Source organism: Psychrobacter sp. KCTC 72983 (genome assembly GCF_014280455.1).
Classification (GTDB): domain Bacteria; phylum Pseudomonadota; class Gammaproteobacteria; order Pseudomonadales; family Moraxellaceae; genus Psychrobacter; species Psychrobacter pacificensis.
The window spans coordinates 835,435-851,897 of the sequence record NZ_CP060390.1 but is presented as its reverse complement, the minus strand read 5'-3'; the positions used below and the strand labels follow the sequence as shown (position 1 = coordinate 851,897).

The 16,463-nt window shown below is 43.7% G+C and carries 16 protein-coding genes; 10 read left to right on the top strand and 6 right to left on the bottom strand.

Annotated features, from left to right (window positions below; translation table 11 throughout):
- Positions 1-99: 99 nt before the first annotated feature.
- The gene (gene map / locus PSBA01_RS03650; protein WP_392397124.1) at positions 100-891 is read right to left on the bottom strand and encodes a type I methionyl aminopeptidase; all 792 of its coding nucleotides are present in this window, start codon (positions 889-891) and stop codon (positions 100-102) included.
- Positions 892-1,190: 299 nt separating this feature from the next.
- On the opposite strand from map, the gene PSBA01_RS03645 reads away from it, so the two are divergent.
- From PSBA01_RS03645 to PSBA01_RS03615, 8 genes are all read left to right on the top strand, one after another.
- Complete coding sequence (locus PSBA01_RS03645) at positions 1,191-2,267, top strand: esterase/lipase family protein (RefSeq protein WP_186475067.1); 1,077 nt, start codon at positions 1,191-1,193, stop codon at positions 2,265-2,267.
- A 27-nt stretch (positions 2,268-2,294) separates the two neighbouring features.
- Positions 2,295-3,395: a lipase secretion chaperone gene (locus PSBA01_RS03640; RefSeq protein ID WP_186475066.1), complete on the top strand. Its 1,101-nt coding sequence runs from the start codon at positions 2,295-2,297 to the stop codon at positions 3,393-3,395.
- 173 nt (positions 3,396-3,568) lie between these two features.
- Positions 3,569-3,700 carry a hypothetical protein gene (locus PSBA01_RS13375; protein ID WP_257785223.1) on the top strand — a complete coding sequence of 44 codons (132 nt, stop codon included), beginning with the start codon at positions 3,569-3,571 and terminating at the stop codon, positions 3,698-3,700.
- Between the two features lie 436 nt (positions 3,701-4,136).
- Positions 4,137-4,625, top strand: a complete 489-nt coding sequence (locus PSBA01_RS03635) for an META domain-containing protein (RefSeq protein WP_071002243.1) — start codon at positions 4,137-4,139, stop codon at positions 4,623-4,625.
- Positions 4,626-4,781: 156 nt separating this feature from the next.
- Positions 4,782-5,801, top strand: a complete 1,020-nt coding sequence (locus PSBA01_RS03630; protein WP_186475065.1) for a PD40 domain-containing protein — start codon at positions 4,782-4,784, stop codon at positions 5,799-5,801.
- Between the two features lie 262 nt (positions 5,802-6,063).
- Positions 6,064-6,468 (top strand): hypothetical protein, encoded by a 405-nt coding sequence (locus tag PSBA01_RS03625; protein ID WP_186475064.1) that lies wholly within the window; start codon positions 6,064-6,066, stop codon positions 6,466-6,468.
- Between the two features lie 15 nt (positions 6,469-6,483).
- Positions 6,484-6,630, top strand: coding sequence for a DUF2256 domain-containing protein (locus PSBA01_RS03620; RefSeq protein WP_186475063.1), 147 nt, complete (start codon positions 6,484-6,486; stop codon positions 6,628-6,630).
- A 26-nt stretch (positions 6,631-6,656) separates the two neighbouring features.
- A complete protein-coding gene (locus tag PSBA01_RS03615; RefSeq protein WP_186475062.1) occupies positions 6,657-7,157 on the top strand; it encodes a hypothetical protein in 501 nt (166 codons plus the stop codon).
- A gap of 1 nt (position 7,158) precedes the next feature.
- Here PSBA01_RS03615 and PSBA01_RS03610 read toward each other — a convergent pair whose 3' ends face one another.
- From PSBA01_RS03610 to metH, 5 genes are all read right to left on the bottom strand, one after another.
- Positions 7,159-8,013, bottom strand: a complete 855-nt coding sequence (locus tag PSBA01_RS03610; protein ID WP_186475061.1) for a hypothetical protein — start codon at positions 8,011-8,013, stop codon at positions 7,159-7,161.
- Between the two features lie 67 nt (positions 8,014-8,080).
- A protein-coding gene (locus PSBA01_RS03605; protein WP_416383502.1) for an IS3 family transposase occupies positions 8,081-9,156 on the bottom strand; the annotation gives its coding sequence in 2 pieces (ribosomal slippage) (positions 8,081-8,901 and positions 8,901-9,156; 1,077 coding nt in all).
- A gap of 55 nt (positions 9,157-9,211) precedes the next feature.
- Positions 9,212-9,751, bottom strand: a complete 540-nt coding sequence (locus tag PSBA01_RS03600) for an AAA family ATPase (RefSeq protein WP_267448608.1) — start codon at positions 9,749-9,751, stop codon at positions 9,212-9,214.
- A gap of 91 nt (positions 9,752-9,842) precedes the next feature.
- On the bottom strand, positions 9,843-10,307 hold the full coding sequence (locus tag PSBA01_RS03595) for a hypothetical protein (protein WP_186475060.1): 465 nt from the start codon (positions 10,305-10,307) through the stop codon (positions 9,843-9,845).
- A 19-nt stretch (positions 10,308-10,326) separates the two neighbouring features.
- Positions 10,327-14,130 carry a methionine synthase gene (gene metH, locus PSBA01_RS03590; RefSeq protein WP_186475059.1) on the bottom strand — a complete coding sequence of 1,268 codons (3,804 nt, stop codon included), beginning with the start codon at positions 14,128-14,130 and terminating at the stop codon, positions 10,327-10,329.
- Between the two features lie 569 nt (positions 14,131-14,699).
- On the opposite strand from metH, the gene PSBA01_RS03585 reads away from it, so the two are divergent.
- Both PSBA01_RS03585 and PSBA01_RS03580 read left to right on the top strand, forming a co-directional pair.
- Entirely contained in the window at positions 14,700-15,254 is a 555-nt protein-coding gene (locus tag PSBA01_RS03585; protein WP_186475058.1) for a fasciclin domain-containing protein, read from the top strand.
- Between the two features lie 430 nt (positions 15,255-15,684).
- Positions 15,685-16,305: a fasciclin domain-containing protein gene (locus tag PSBA01_RS03580; protein WP_186475057.1), complete on the top strand. Its 621-nt coding sequence runs from the start codon at positions 15,685-15,687 to the stop codon at positions 16,303-16,305.
- Positions 16,306-16,463 lie beyond the last annotated feature (158 nt).

Below are 16,463 nucleotides of genomic sequence, written 5' to 3'. Positions count from 1 at the left end.
AAGACAAAAAGCCAGTAAGCACAATACTCAATCTGTCCTAACTCGATACACGCTAACCATCGGCCAAAAAAAAGACCGCCTAGGCGATCTTTTATGGTATTACTGTGTCAAAAAACTCAAATCTTCTTCAGGGCGCGTGGTAAATACTTCACAGCCATTGTCGGTTACGACCATCGTATGCTCCCACTGAGCGGACAGTTTGCGGTCTTTGGTAATCGCTGTCCACTCATCAGGTAAAATCTTGGTCTGCCATGTGCCTTGGTTAATCATCGGCTCAATGGTAAAGGTCATGCCCGTCTTTAGCTCAAAGCCTGTGCCTTTTTTGCCGTAGTGCATGACTTGTGGCTCGTGGTGGAATTCATCACTGATGCCATGACCACAAAACTCACGGACGATACTAAAGCGCTCAGGCTCGACCACTGCTTGAATCGCTGCACCAACGTCGCCGAGACGCGCGCCGTTTTTGACCACACTCATGCCAGCATATAGCGCGTCTTGTGCGACTTTGCAGATACGCTGCGCCATGATAGAGCCGTTACCGACGATCCACATTTTTGAGGTGTCGCCGTAGTAGCCGTCTTTGATCACGGTCACATCAATATTGATGATATCACCATCTTTGAGTAGCTTGCTTTCAGTTGGGATGCCGTGACAGACCACGTGGTTGACGGATGTACAAATAGACTTAGGAAAGCCATTGTAGTTCAGCGGAGCAGGGATGGCTTTTTGCACATTGACGATATAGTCATGAGCGATTTGGTTGAGGGCTTCGGTACTGACGCCAACTTTGACATGTTCGTCGAGCATGACTAGGACGTCGCTGGCGAGCTTGCCCGCCACACGCATTTTTTCTATAGCCTCTGGGGACTGGATAAGGGATTTTTTAGTCATCATCTTGTGTCTTATAATTATGGGGTTAATGTGGGGAAATTATACCATAAATGGATGAATGGCAGTTTTATGATAAGTGATATTAAATCTATCATTATTATTGACAATAGTTGCTTTACAGCCCCATTTGAGCCGTTATGACCCTCCAGTCACGATAATATATTCATATTTTGACAATTTAGTTGAATCTTGTAAAAGATAGAAGTAATGTAATTTTGCATGCTAAAGGGATTAGCAGCAGTCTTTGCCGACGTTATGAGGTAAAGGCACTCACCATTAATGATGACAAGGATGTTGTTATGACGCTCTCCTCGTACGTTCGTGCTGCGCTCACGCCGCGCACTTTTTTACCAATACTGGGCTCTATCAGTACTGGCGTTTTATTAATGACCATGCAAACCACCTCAGCGCAAGCGGCAGGGCAGTACTATAATTGTGCCAACGCCAATGGCTGCACGCTAGTCGATAGCAAATACTTTACCTCCAGTTATACCAAGACTCAGTATCCAGTGGTCCTGGCTCATGGGCTTGGCGGTTTTACCAAGTTGTTTGGGGTCTTAGATTATTTCAACGGGATTCCTAGTGAGCTGATGAAAGGTGGATCAGAGGTGTACACCACCAAAACATCAGCGGTGAATAATAGTGAAGTCCGCGGCGAGCAGCTATTACAGCAAGTCAAAACCATCACTGCCATTTCAGGCGATCCAAAAGTCAATTTGTTTGGGCACAGTCAAGGCGGTATAGACATCCGCTATGTCGCTGGCGTTGCGCCAAAATACGTCGCCTCGGTCACCGCCGTATCAAGCCCAGAGCAAGGCTCAAAAACCGCCGATTTTGTCAAAAACGTCCTTGAACCAAACAATGACACAGGTGAGCCATCAAACGTCACGACACAGCTGGTATCAGGGGTGTTTAATTTGATTGGCGGCTTTACAGATGTGGGATCAGGCATCAGTATTAAAGAGATACAAGCGCAAGATGGCTGGCAAGCACTCATGGCGCTATCAACCGATGGTGCGGCCAAATTCAATGCCAAATTCCCCGCAGCAATGCCAACAAGTTACTGTGGTCAGCCAACCAGTACCTCTGCAAACGGTATCAAATATTACTCATTTAGTGGCGTCGGACAAGTCATGAGCGTCCTTGACCCTAGTGATTATCTGCTTGCAGCAACAAGCGTACCGTTTTTATTGGAGGGAAATGATGGTCTGGTTTCTGCCTGCTCAAGCCGACTTGGGTATGTGATTCGTGATAATTACATCATGAACCATTTGGATTCAGCAGACCAAGTACTAGGTCTGACGGCATGGGGCGAGTCTAAGCCAAAATCTATCTATCGTACTCAGGTCAATCGCCTAAAAAACGCCAATCTTTAAGCTGACTTGTAAAAAGAACTCTCATCTATGTCGAATAATCGCCGTCCAGCCTGTTTACCAATCGCTATCATCGCTGTGGTCATCATAGTCATCGCGGCGGCGGTGATTGTGTGGTTTAAACCAGATAATAAACCGATGGCGACTCAGCAGTCGCTATCTGCTTCACCCACTGATAGGTCTGAGAGTACACTGTCCACGGCGCAAAGCAATACTCAAGCTGAGGCACCATTTGCTCAAAGCGATGCTTTCTTTGTCACTGGGTTAGAGCGTTTGCCAGCCTCATTAAAGGGCACGCAAGTGGACGGCGAAATCATCATCGATGAAAACAAGCAGTTGGTCGTCACTGAAGGTCTGCGGCGTTTATTCGATTATTTTTTATCCGCAATAGGAGAGGAGGACGAAGCCGTTATTTTTGCACGTGTCGAGAGTTATATTCGCCATCACACGCCAGAGCCAGCTGCCAGCCAAGCGGTCGCTATCTTTGGCAAATATGTGGCGTATCTCAAAGCGCTTCCTGAGATAGAAAAGCGTTATGGCAATCTGCAACTGCAAGCGACCAAAAATGGTGAGCTAGATTTGAATGCCATTGCTCAGCAAAAGCAGGATGTGGCGAGTTTACGTCAGCAGTATTTTGACAAAACCACCATCGAAGCCTTCTTTGGTGCTAGTGATAGTTATGATGACTATAGTATGGAGATGGTCAGAATCAATCAAAATGAGCAAATGAGCGAGGCACAAAAACAGGCTGCCAGACAAGATTATGTGAGCCGTCTACCAGATGGTGCGATCAAAACCAATATCATGCAGCAAGCCAATCTTAATGAGCTTATGGCTCGTACTGAACAGATGAAAGCGGCAGGTGCCAGCCCTGAAGCACTATACAATATGCGTCGAGAGCTAGTGGGCGCACCAGCGGCAGAGAGACTGGCACAGGTCGATCAAGAAGATGCCAATTTTGATCAGCGCTTCACTCAGTATCAAACGCAAAAACAGCGCTTGCTAAATCAAAGTGCAGATCCAGCAGAGGCGCAAATTCAGATAGACCAACTTGAGCAGCAGTTGTTTGATGATGCTGAGCGCAAGCGTTTGTCTGGTTATGCAGCATTGCAAGAAACCAAAACTCAGTAAGCATATTCCCTTAACATTAATTAACTTACAGCAATATGAGAGATGGGTATGCTAAAAGTGTGAATAAGCTATGATCATTGGGAGAAGTACGGCCTGATATTTATAGCCTTAGTAAAATGACAGTAATCTTTCAATTGAACCAACAGTCTATTAAAACGATTCTAGGAGCGAATATGAAAAACTTAACCAAAGCATTGATGACTGGTATTGTCATGGTAACGGTACTCGTCGGTTGCCAGTCGATGTCAAGTATGACAGCGCCTGCGACTGAAGAGCCAAATATTACTGGTACAGATGTGATCTAAAGCAGTTGCTAATACGTGTACTGAGACCTATATGTATTACTTAAGGTTTCGATAAACGATATCAGTCATCAGATGCGATAGTCGCACGATAAACACACTTCACTATTTAGTGGAGTGTTTTTGTATCAGCTGACATCTGCCAAGAGAAGGTTTAAATAAAACCTCATCAAGAAAAGTGACATTATCACTGGGAAATAGCGTCAATAGTAAATATCAGTAGTCAGTAGTATGTATGAGGCAAAAAATATCCGCTAAATACTTACTCAATTGATAATGACAGTCACTGGTGAGTCAAACAAAATATCGCTACTGTCTGAAACAGTGAATAAGACAATTACCATAATAAATCAAAATTCTGAATGCGCTTGTTGGGTCTTGTGTCAAGTATGACCTTATGCTCGGCAAGGTTTTTGGATTCAATAAAAAAGGAATGTATATGAAAAATATGACTAAAGTGATGATGGCAGCTACCTTTTCAGTTAGTGCTCTTGCCGCTGGTTGCCAGACAACGGCTACCTTGCCTGCGCCAGTCAGTCAGCCCGTCACTGTAGAGGCATTACAAGCGCACAATTGGCAATTGGTTGATGCCAAACGTAGCAACGGTGAACAGGTGTCTCAGCTGTTCTTTGATCCAGCCAAGCCGCTCACTTTGAGCTTCATGAACGACAATGGTAGAAACTACGTGGCATTTATGAACACGTGCAACAATATGAGCGCGGGCTACAGTGTCGTCAATGGTGATGTGCAGATCAAAAACGGCATCAGCACAATGATGGCCTGTCCTGAGCCGAAAGCCAGTTTTGATAAAGCTGCATTAGCAACCGTACAAGGCAAATACAGCCTCAGTAAAAATGCCAAAAATGTCCCTGTCTTAACCATCAAAAATGACAATCAAGTGGCTTACTTTAAAGCTGTCTCTAAATAACTTGGTGATTGAGTAAAGCGATATAGACATTCTGGTTAGATTTGATAAGGTCTCACTAATATGTGGGGCTTTTTTTCGTCCAAAGTTTGTCGAATTTTGCGCTACACTAGCGTAAAGCTGCTGTTACACCTTAGCGATTTTATTGGATACTATTTTATGTTTAAACCTATCATGTCAAAACCAACCACGAATAACATCACGATGAAAGGGGCGACGACGATCGCTATATTGGTGGCTCTCACTGGCTGTCAGACACTGCCTAGTGCTGAAATGAAAAAGCCGACCAGCACAGTGGATAGCAATCCACTGACCGCTGCTATGCCTGCCATTGATCGTCAAGGACACATTGCTTATGTGGAAGAGCAAGGGTCAGGGAGCGCAAAAGTATCGACACTCTATAGCATCCGTCCTGATGGCAGTGATCGTCAGCTCATCGATCAGATCACAGGCTATATCTATGCGCCAGCGTGGTCGGCTGATGGTCAATTGCTTGCTTATAGCAAACAAGCCCCGCGCGAGCATCCTAAAATATATATTTATGATAAAAGCAGCAAAACGCGCAATCTGGTCGTCAATGCTGAAGGCAGTAATATGTCAGCGTCATTTTCACCTGATGGTCAATATCTGCTCTATAGCTCTACGGTCGGCGGCAATGCTGATATTTATAAGATGCGCCTAAGTGATGGGAAAACTGAGCAATTAACGACACTACCGAGCACTGAGGTACAGCCCAGCTATGCCGCTGACGGCAAAAGCTTTGTTTATACCAGTGACAAAGTCCGTGCTGGGCGCCCACGTATCTATCGTTATCACTTCGCGACTGGTAAAGCCGTACCTGTACCGACAAATGGCTATGTCGCCAGTCCTCAGCTCAGTGTAGATGGTCAGCGCATGGCTTACCTAAATGGTCGTAAGGCGGCTGTCATGACACTAGCGACTGGACAAGTAGTTAGTCTGGCAGAAACTGGACTCGATGAACCGGCACGTCTATCTCCTTCTGGAAATTATGCGGTCTACCCAACGCGTTTTTCAAAAGTCAGCGGGCAAGTAGGCGGTCAAAGTTTAGGACGTCAAAAAGGTGGCGATTTGGTCATTCATTCGCTCTTAGGGAACACAAGTTACGCCATTAATAGCCAAAATGGTGGCGTCGTACGCTCACCGATATGGGGTCGTTAATAGCCACAGCTATATATTATGTAATGAAATGTATATATAATCATTAATAAAGAAACATAAGTCGTTTCTAAAAATAGAAATATAACGGCATCAAGTCGAGCAATCGTCATTCATGTCATACCAAACTATGTAACTGAGTGATTAAAAACCAAAAATGGTCCAGAGCACATCGCGCGCTTACGAGAGGCGGAGCGTCAGGCCCGGTTAGAAACTCAGATGGAGGTGCAGCTCGCCTCACAAAAAATCCTCGCGGATAGCGTGCGTGATCAATAATGCCAAAGTTGTCAGCGATAGCATCGATAATGGCTTTGAGAAAAGCGTGAGCCAATTGCTACAAATATATAAGCATGATCATAAAGCCGAGGGCGAGTACCTCAAGCAAAACCAAGACGTGCAAAAAGCACTGATGGTGCAACTGGTGGGCGCGCTCGAGCAATTGGCACAGCAGATGGCTCAGAGTCTATCGAGCCGTGCTGACGATCAAGCATCTACCACCGATGTCACAGAGCAGGCCGCGCTGATAGCACACGCTCTCAAAGATGCGCTTGCACCGCTAACGATGCGTATGGATGAGAAGCTGGCGATTGACAGCAGCACCGATCAATCTGGTAAGCTTATTGTCAACAGTCTCAATCGCCTCAATAAAATATTTGACGGTTATGAGTAATCGGTAAGGGTCATCATGGCACATAAAAAACAAAACCTACCACAAAAAACCTGCCCCGTGTGCCAACGCCCTTTTACCTGGCGTAAGAAGTGGGAGAAAGATTGGGAGCAGGTCGTGTATTGTTCTGAGCGGTGTCGGCGGGGGAAGGGTAAAGCGGATTGAGTTATTACAAAGTATTAAGGTAAATTATGAGCAAGCATTTTGAACATTCAAGTTTCCGAGAAAAACTTATTGAACGTCTATTTATTGGTGAAATGCTTAAACTTTCGTGGCAAAAAGATGACTGTCAATTGGAGGTCATGAAACCTGAAGTCGATAACGCAGGTTGCGATATTGTTCTCGAAGAAAACAGTGTTGTTCGCCATATTCAACTGAAAACCTCAAAATTTGGTGCTAAAAAATCAGGTCAAAACGTTAATATACGCTTAGCTAATAAACCTTCAGGATGTATTGTTTGGATAGAATTCGATGAACATACTTTAGAATTGTGCTCGTTTTATTTTTTTGGGTCTGAAGCTGGACAGCCATTAACTGGATTAGAAAATACTAAAGTAGCGAAGCATACAAAAGGTAATGCGGAGGGAGTGAAGGCTGAGCGACCTAACATACGGACAATTAACAAGGGACAGTTCACTAAATACGACAGTATAGAAGCTTTGTACGATGTGTTGTTCATTCCAAAATTATAAATTAATAGTTGTTAGCCTTTATATGCTGAAATATTGATTCGCACAACTCTGTTGCTGATGGTGTTAGTTTCCATGACTCACTTTGCATCAGTTCAACTATATCTCGACAAAAACCTGTCTTACTTTTAATAGTGCCTTGCTTACCATTTGAAAAAGTAAAAGATTTTTCATTATTTTCTAGCTTAGGTATGACCCCATCCTTACGCATTTTACTTAAAACATTATCAAAATATTTGCCTACTCCTTTAGTTGATGTCTGATAACTGTCAGTAAAATACTTTTCATAATCATCGCTATAGTCGAGCTTTTTTTTATTCCCTTGTTTAGCTAATCCATTATCAGGACACATCTCAAAAAACTTCTTTATGAGAAATTTCTTAGGCAATGAGTTTTCAGTCTCTTTGCCTTGAGTGATAGCTATTTTATCTCCTAGCTGTTTTTCAAGTTCATTGAATCTAGGCTTTTTCGTTAAATCAGCGTCTGCGATCACTAAGGCATTAGAAGTGATAAGTATTGCATTCAGACCCTTATTCTTACTGCTATCGACCGCTTCTAAAGAGTCAACCTCGAAATCCCAGTGCTCTAAGTTTGAGCCTTGATACTCCACAAACGCATAATGATAACCATCGATAAAGCGTGAGTAGTCTTCCCATTTAGTTTTATCAATCTCTTTTAGCTCTTCTAGATATTTCTTTAAGTATTGAACAAAGTATAGACGGTCAGTGATGCCTTCTACCCAAATTGTACAATTGGCTAAAAATACTGAGGAAGGCGATACGCCAAGTGTTTGCAATACAGTACGGTCACCATCACAACGTTTGATTACCGTCTCGTATTTGTTCTCTTCGTCATTCATTTGTTTTTTATCTACACGATATAAAGTGTAAATACCCCATTCTTAACACAACATCATCGTAGAATAATTAAGCCACCTGCCTGTACTCAGCAGGTGTCATATCATTAAGTGAATCATGGGGTCTTTCGGTGTTATAAACCGTGATCCAGTCTTCAGTCAGCATATTGACCTCGTTTAAATTGTTGAAAAGGTAGCAATCTAAAACCTCATTGCGATAACTGCGATTAAACCTTTCAATGTAAGCGTTCTGATAAGGACAGCCAGGCTCAATATAGTCAACATAGACACCATGAGCTGATGCCCAATCAGTGAATACGCTGGATGTAAACTCACTGCCGTTATCCACACGGATCTGCTTAGGATAGCCATGCCACTCAGCTAGCTGGTCAAGGTAGCGAATTACTCGGAGTGATGGAATGCTGGTACCAATATCAATGCCGAGTACTTCACGGTTGTAATCATCAATCACATTAAAGGTTCGAAAGCGAATATTGTTATGCAGCTTATCGCTCATAAAGTCCATAGACCAAGTATGACCTAATGTATTTGGTACACTTAGCGGCTGGGGGTTACGTGCTGGTAGCCGTCTTTTAGACTTACGGCGTAGGTTTAAGTTTAACGCGGTATAAACACGGTGTACTCGCTTATGATTCCATGAATAGCCAAGCTTGCGTATACGCTTAAAACACTTAGGGAAGCCCCAACGATTGTGCTTATCTGTTAGCTCATTTAAGACATCAATAATCTCACTATCATCAGATAGCTTAGGCTTATAGTAGTAAGCGGTTCGACTCATACAGACCACCTGACAGCTCAATGCAATACTAACACCATACTGCGCCTGCAATTCTTGCGCCCAGACTTTGCGCTCAAGGGCAGGCGCTATAGCTTTTTTATGATCTCTTCCTGCATCTGCGCTCTAAGGCTTAAATCAGCATACATCTGTTTAAGCCTACGGTTTTCTTCTTCAAGCTCTTTTAGTCGCTTGACATCAGAGGCTTCCATACCGCCATATTTAGACTTCCATTTGTAAAATGTCGAGCTAGCTACCCCGTATTTACGGCACAGCTCTTTAGCAGATATCCCAGCTTCTGCTTCTTTTAATATGGATACTATTTGCGTCTCAGTCATTCGTTTGCTCATATCAAAACTCCTTATGTGTATTTTATAAGAAATTCTACGTTTGAGCTGTGTTAGTTTAGGGGATAGTTACAAAAGCAATGCGATTATCTTCGTTAATCATATCAAGTAGATAATTAGAATGACTGGTTGCCATATAGTAATGATCAGTTTCATTTAGCAAGAACTTCATCAGTTGTTTGACATAGCCTGCATGCAAATGCATTTCTGGTTCTTCAATAAAAAAGAAGGAGGGTTCAGTTGTTAAGAAAGCCTTATAAGTAAGAATAATAACTTGCTGTAGACCATCACCTAATTGTGAAATAGGGAACTGTTTTGCTTCTCCTATTTTGATATGTAAACTTTCCTCTTTACGATGAGGAATAAGGGTAATAATTTCATTGTTGAAGAAATAATGAGAAAGCTGGACTTGATAATCATAAATTCTTTGGCGTTCTTCAGGCATACCTAGTAATGAATCTGTTAAAAAATCAAAGAAGTCTTCACCCGAAATAATTTGCTCCTTTGAAAACCTGTAGTCCTGATGAGTACGTAATAATAGAGGAGATACTAAATTTTTAGTGTTTTCTATAGACTTTAAGTTTTTGAGGCTTCTCAAAGTATCTATGTAAAAGAAAATATTTCTATGTAATTTTAATGTGTAAATCCTATTTTTTTTAGACTCGAGACTTTCTAAAATATCTTCTAAATCATCTATTGGGGGGGAAGTTAAGCTTCTGCCTTGGAAATTTATCTAATATATTTCTTTCGTAATCATGTGGATATGAGTTTAATGAGTTTGTGGAAGTATTTTCAAGCCTATTTTTTACCCCTCTTACTCTGCTGATTAGGCTTTGGTAGTTGCTTTCAAGATTGTGGTACGTTTGAAAATCTGTAATGTTTGTTCCGATATCAATATCTTTATTTAAACCTCTAAAAAACTGCTCAGTATTATTCAAAACTTCTAGAATAGAATTAGGTGTCTTATATATAATCTGTAATTCGTTGCTGGTGGAATAAGCAAAATATCGCATAAAACGACTTTTACCCGAGTTATTGGCTCCTACAATAACGTTCAGGCGTTTTAACTCAAAAGGACGGTCTCGATTCAAACCTTCGCTTGAATCGAAATCTGTATATCCTTCTTTAAACCAAAGCTTTATAGTTTCTTCCATATCTAAAACCTAAATATTCCTACAAATTCGGATTCAACCACTTCTCAGCCGTCTTTATATCCCAATCTTTCCGCTCGGCATAATCCTCTAACTGATCTCGGCCTATTTTACCGACGTTAAAGTACTCACTCTCAGGATGCGAGTAATAGAAGCCGCTGACCGATGACGCAGGCCACATCGCATAGCTTTCGGTCAAAGTCGTGCCAATTGCCTCGACCGTACCGAGCCAATCAAACAATTTGCCTTTTTCGGTATGCTCAGGGCAAGCCGGATAGCCAGGCGCTGGGCGGATGCCGACGTATTTTTCTTTGATCAGCTCATCATTGGTGAGGGTCTCATCAGCCTGATAGCCCCAGTAGTCTTTACGGATGCGCTCATGCAAATGCTCGGCAAAGGCTTCGGCTAAGCGGTCAGATAGTGCTTGTACCATGATGGCATTATAATCGTCGCCTGCCGCTTTGTACTGCTCAGCGAGGTCTTCGGTGCCAACGATCGACACCGTAAAGCCGCCGATATAATCGTCAGAGTCCTCTAACGGAGATATAAAGTCGGCGAGGCTAAAGTTTGGTTTGCCGCTCGCTTTATCAGACTGCTGGCGCAGATGCTCAAAGGTATGCGTAGGTCGGCCACCATCTGTAGGCGATTTGTCATAAACGCTAATCGTATCTGCGCCAGTGCGTTTGGCTGGAGCAATTTTAAACACCCCTTTAGCGATGATTAACTTTTCATCAATCATTTTGTGTAGCAGCTCTTGGGCGTTTTTAAACAGATCACGCGCCGCTTCGCCAACCACCTCATCTTGCAAGATTTTAGGGTATTTGCCCGCCAGACCCCAAGAGATAAAGAACGGCGTCCAGTCGATATAGGGCAGCAGCTTATCGATAGGGTAGTCGTCCAATATCACCTGACCGAGCTGATTCGGTACAGGCGGGGTATAGTTGTCCCAATCGTATTGAAAACCACCCTCAACTGATTCAGCATAAGTCAGCTTCGCCGCTTTGGGTTGACGCTTGGCTAGACGCTCGCGCACTTTGATATACTCTTCGCGGGTCTCATCGATGAGGCCTTGACGGTGCTCTTTGGATAGCAGCTTGGTCACCACGCCGACTGAGCGCGAGGCGTCCGAGACATAGATGACCGCATCGTTTTTATATTGCGGTTCGACTTTGACCGCAGTATGCGCTTTGGAGGTTGTTGCGCCGCCGATCATCAAGGGTAGGGTCATGCCGCGCTCTTGCATTTGCTTGGCAACATAGACCATCTCATCGAGACTTGGGGTAATCAGTCCTGATAGGCCGATGATATCGACTTTCTCTTTGATAGCGGTATCGAGAATGGTCTCGCATGGCACCATCACGCCGAGATCAAGGATGTCGTAGCCGTTACAGCCGAGCACCACGCCGACGATGTTTTTGCCGATATCATGGACGTCGCCCTTGACCGTTGCCATCAGGACTTTACCCTTGACTTCGCCTTCGACTTTTTCCGCTTCGATGTACGGGTTTAGCCATGCGACGGACTGCTTCATGACACGAGCAGATTTTACGACTTGCGGTAGGAACATCTTACCCGCACCGAATAGATCACCGACGATATTCATACCGTCCATGAGTGGTCCTTCGATAACGTCGAGCGGTTTGGGGTATTTCTCCCACGCTTCTTTGGTGTCTTCTTCGATAAAGGTTGTCACCCCTTTGACGAGAGCGTGGGCGATACGCTCTTCTACTGTACCCTCACGCCAGCTCATATCGACGGTGCTGTCTTTTTTCTTGCCGCCATCTTGGTAGTTTTCAGCGACCGTCATCAGACGCTCAGTCGCATCCTGACCAGTTTCGCCTTGATTGCGGTTGAGCATGACATCTTCGATGGCGTCACGTGCTTCCTTTGGAATATCATCGTACAGCTCAAGCATGGCTGGATTAACGATACCCATGGTCAGGCCATTTTTGATCGCGTGAAATAGGAACACAGAGTTGATCGCTTCACGAATCGGATTACCACGGAAACTAAACGACACGTTGGACACACCGCCTGAGACCATCGCGTTCGGTAGGTTGTCCGTGATCCAGCGCGTGGCATTGATAAAGTCCGCGCCGTAGTTGTTATGCTCGATGATACCCGTGGCGACCGCAAAGATATTGGGGTCAAAAATAATGTCCTCGCTGGGGAAGCCCACTTCGTTGACCAGTACATCGTAGCTGCGTTTAGATATCTCGATTTTGCGCTCGTAGGTGTCAGCCTGTCCGTCTTCATCGAATGCCATGACGATAATGGCAGCGCCGTAGCGCATACATAATTTGGCGCGCTCAACGAACTCAGCATGACCTTCTTTTAGCGAGATGGAGTTGACGACAGATTTACCTTGCGTACGCTTGAGGCCTTCTTCGATGATATCCCATTTAGACGAGTCAATCATGAGGGGCACACGGCTGATATCTGGCTCGCCTGAGACGAGGTTGACGAAGTGAATCATCGCCTGCTTCGAGTCGAGCATGCCTTCGTCCATATTGATATCGACGATCTGCGCACCGCCCTCGACTTGATCGCGCGCGACATCGAGCGCCTCGGTATAGGCTTCGGTCTTGATCAAACGGAGGAATTTTTTGGAGCCTGTGACGTTGGTACGCTCACCGACGTTGACGAACAAACTCTCAGGCGTGATATTAAATGGCTCAAGCCCTGAGAGTCGGCAGGCAGGCGCAATTTCAGGAATCACGCGTGGCGCATAGTTCGCCACCATATTAGCGATTTGACGGATATGCTCAGGCGTTGTACCACAGCAGCCGCCAACGATATTTAGGATTCCTGCTTTGGCAAAACCTTCTAGCAGCGCAGCGGTTTCTTCAGCGGTTTCGTCATATTCACCAAACTCATTGGGCAGACCCGCATTAGGATGCGCAGAGACATAGGTATCAGCGATGTTCGATAGTGTTTGGATGTGCGGACGTAGCGCATCCGCGCCAAGCGCACAGTTAAAGCCAACGGACAATGGCTTGGCATGGCGGATCGAATTATAGAACGCCTCTGCCGTTTGACCAGATAATGTACGACCTGAGGCATCAGTGATCGTACCAGAAATCATAATAGGCAGCTCAAAGCCAATATCTTCGAACACACCCGTGATGGCAAATATCGCTGCCTTGGCATTGAGCGTATCAAAGATCGTCTCAATCAAAATAAGATCGACACCGCCTTCTATCAAGCACAAGGTTGCTTCACGGTAGTTTAGGACGAGCTCATCAAAGGTAATGTTACGAAAGGCGGGATCATTGACATCAGGTGATATCGAGCACGTGCGTGAGGTTGGCCCCACCACACCGGCGACAAAGCGCGGTTTCTCAGGCGTCTTGGCGGTAAATTCATCAGCCGCCTCGCGCGCAATTTTGGCTGCTGTTTTATTGAGCTCAGGCACCAAGTACTGCATGTCATAGTCAGCCATCGACAGACGCGTACCATTAAAAGTGTTGGTCTCAATAATGTCCGCACCAGCCAACAGATGATCGTGATGAATGTCTTTAATCATCTGCGGCTGTGTCAGTACTAGCAAATCATTATTGCCGCGCACATCTTGGTCGATATCGGCAAAACGCTCACCACGATAATCTGACTCTTCTAGTTTATAGGTCTGAATCTGCGTACCCATTGCACCGTCCAACATCAAGATGCGTGAAGCCATCTGCTCAGTGATACGGGCGCGCGCGGTGAGCTGCTGTTCCTTATAAGGAAAGACAGCAGGCGGCGTCAAAATAAAGTCATCAGCAGATGATGAGTCAGAAGTGGTCTCAGTTTGAGAAGAGGTCGGTGAGGTCATCGTTTGAGTCATAGGTGCGCAGCTTATATCGTCAATATTATGAAAGGAAGGAATAACAAACCAATAGAGTACAAAGTCTTATAAAGGAAATCATCAAATTTGAATTATTCTAGCATGAAAAATATAGCACACATGGATACTGTTCATTCTACTTTTACCATAGACAAGCAGATACCTATTCATTGAACTGCTGAGCATAGCATTAAATTCTGTTTCATAAAGAATATGTGCACAAATGAATATCATTCGTTTATGGGTTACATAAAGCTCTGCTTATGCAAATGAAAGCCAACGCTTATGCTTAAAAGTCCGACAGAGTTTACACCGGTACTACAAAAAGTTGCGTAAAGGCAGGTTGATAAAGGTTTTATACATGTTAATTTTATTTCAGAAGAATTAGGTCTTTGTAAGTTTTGCTTATAAGTCGCTTATAGGCAAAAAGTTATTATTGTTCTGTTGGTCTATCTAGATGTTGCTTATCAAAAAGATAAGAATTGGACAGCACGAGCAACTGATATTAGAAGACAATATAACCTGTAAGACGATAAGCGAATACATACTCAATCATTAAGGATAATGTTATGAACCTCACTAAAATTGCGACTATCGGCACGCTAGCTATCTCTATCTCTGGCTTAAGCGCTTGTAACAATATGATGCCAGCAAAAAGCGCAGATATGAAGCCGCCAATGCATAGCCAAACTATGGCAAAAATGAACGTGGTACAAGTTGCTCAAAGTAATTCTGATTTTTCAGTCTTAGTAGAAGCCGTACAAGCAGCAGGTCTAGCAGGTATGCTGTCTGATCCTAACGCTCACTACACCATATTTGCCCCAACCAATGAGGCGTTTATGCAGGCAATGAAAGAGACTGGCATGACCAAAGCGCAGTTGTTTGCAAACAAGCCACTGTTGACCAAAATTTTAGGCTATCACGTAGTTAATGGCGACATGGCCATGTATGCCAAAGATGTCAAACCTGGCAATGTCATGACCGCAAGCAAAGACACGCTAATGGTGACGAATCAAGGTAAGTTGATGGACGAAAACGGCCGCATTGCCAATATCGTAAAAACAGATATCCCAGCGACCAATGGCGTTGTCCATGTCATCGATAGAGTGCTATTACCTAAATAAGCTTCATTAAAAAATAATTATTTTTTGTATTATGAAGATTTAGTGAGCGGCCATTATTTGATGAATTTTTCATTAGATAACGGCTGTTTTAGTATTTAATTGGCATGATTTAGATATAAATAACGCCTATTTTAATGAGTGAGCATGACTAATAAGCGCGATCCTTCATATATCGCAATAACCGATATACAAGTGAACAATGGTATATACGTGATTGATACAGTGCTACTACTTAAGTAAGTATCAATTAAAAATTAAACATTTAGAATTGAAACTATTGATATAGCGAATATCAGTTTACTTACAGCAAATTGTCTATAGCTAAAAAATGTCAATTATTGATATACGTATTAGCTGTCAGCTATTCATGTAGTAAAGACAGTTATTCGCTAGACAAACCAGACATCCAATTATTAAAAAGGAATGACCCATGTTAAAGAAGAATTTATTATCGATCGCAGTAGTAACAGCAGCGATGTCATTAGCAGCATGTAACGATACTGAAACAGTCGCAGATCCAGCTGAGCCTGAAGTTACCACTGAAGAAGTGGTGGTTGAGCCAGTAGCAGAGACCGAAGCCGATCCAATGGTTGAAGCTGAGCCAATGGCAGATGACATGAATATGGAAGCGACACAAACCATCGCAGAAATCGCTGCAAACAACGACAATCTCACTATTCTGACAGCGGCACTAAGATCAGCGGGTCTTGACACCATGTTGATGGAAGACACCAAATATACTGTATTTGCGCCAACTGATGATGCATTTGCCCCTGTATTAGAAAAATTAGGCGTGACCAAAGACGAGCTATTGGCTAATAAAGACTTATTAAAAACCGTATTGCCTTATCACGTTGTTCCAATGGAAGTGAAAGCAGCTGACATCCCTTATGGTACCGATATCGAAACGGCTAATGGCAAAACGATTTCTATTAGCGATGCCAATGTAATCACTGATGCGACTGGTAACACAGCCAACATCACAGGTACTGATATCATGGCAAGCAACGGCGTGATTCATACAATCGACACAGTATTGATGCCTGAGTAAGATTAATATTTAGTTAAGTCACTCTGAGACTTAACAAGAGTAAAAGAGCCTAGCTATAATGCTGGGCTTTTTTGTGGGCATAAAATGGTGGCGCGTAGCAGCGGTATCTTAAAAATCTGTGTTATTTATTTGCAATAAAAAAGCCCGAGACCATTGCC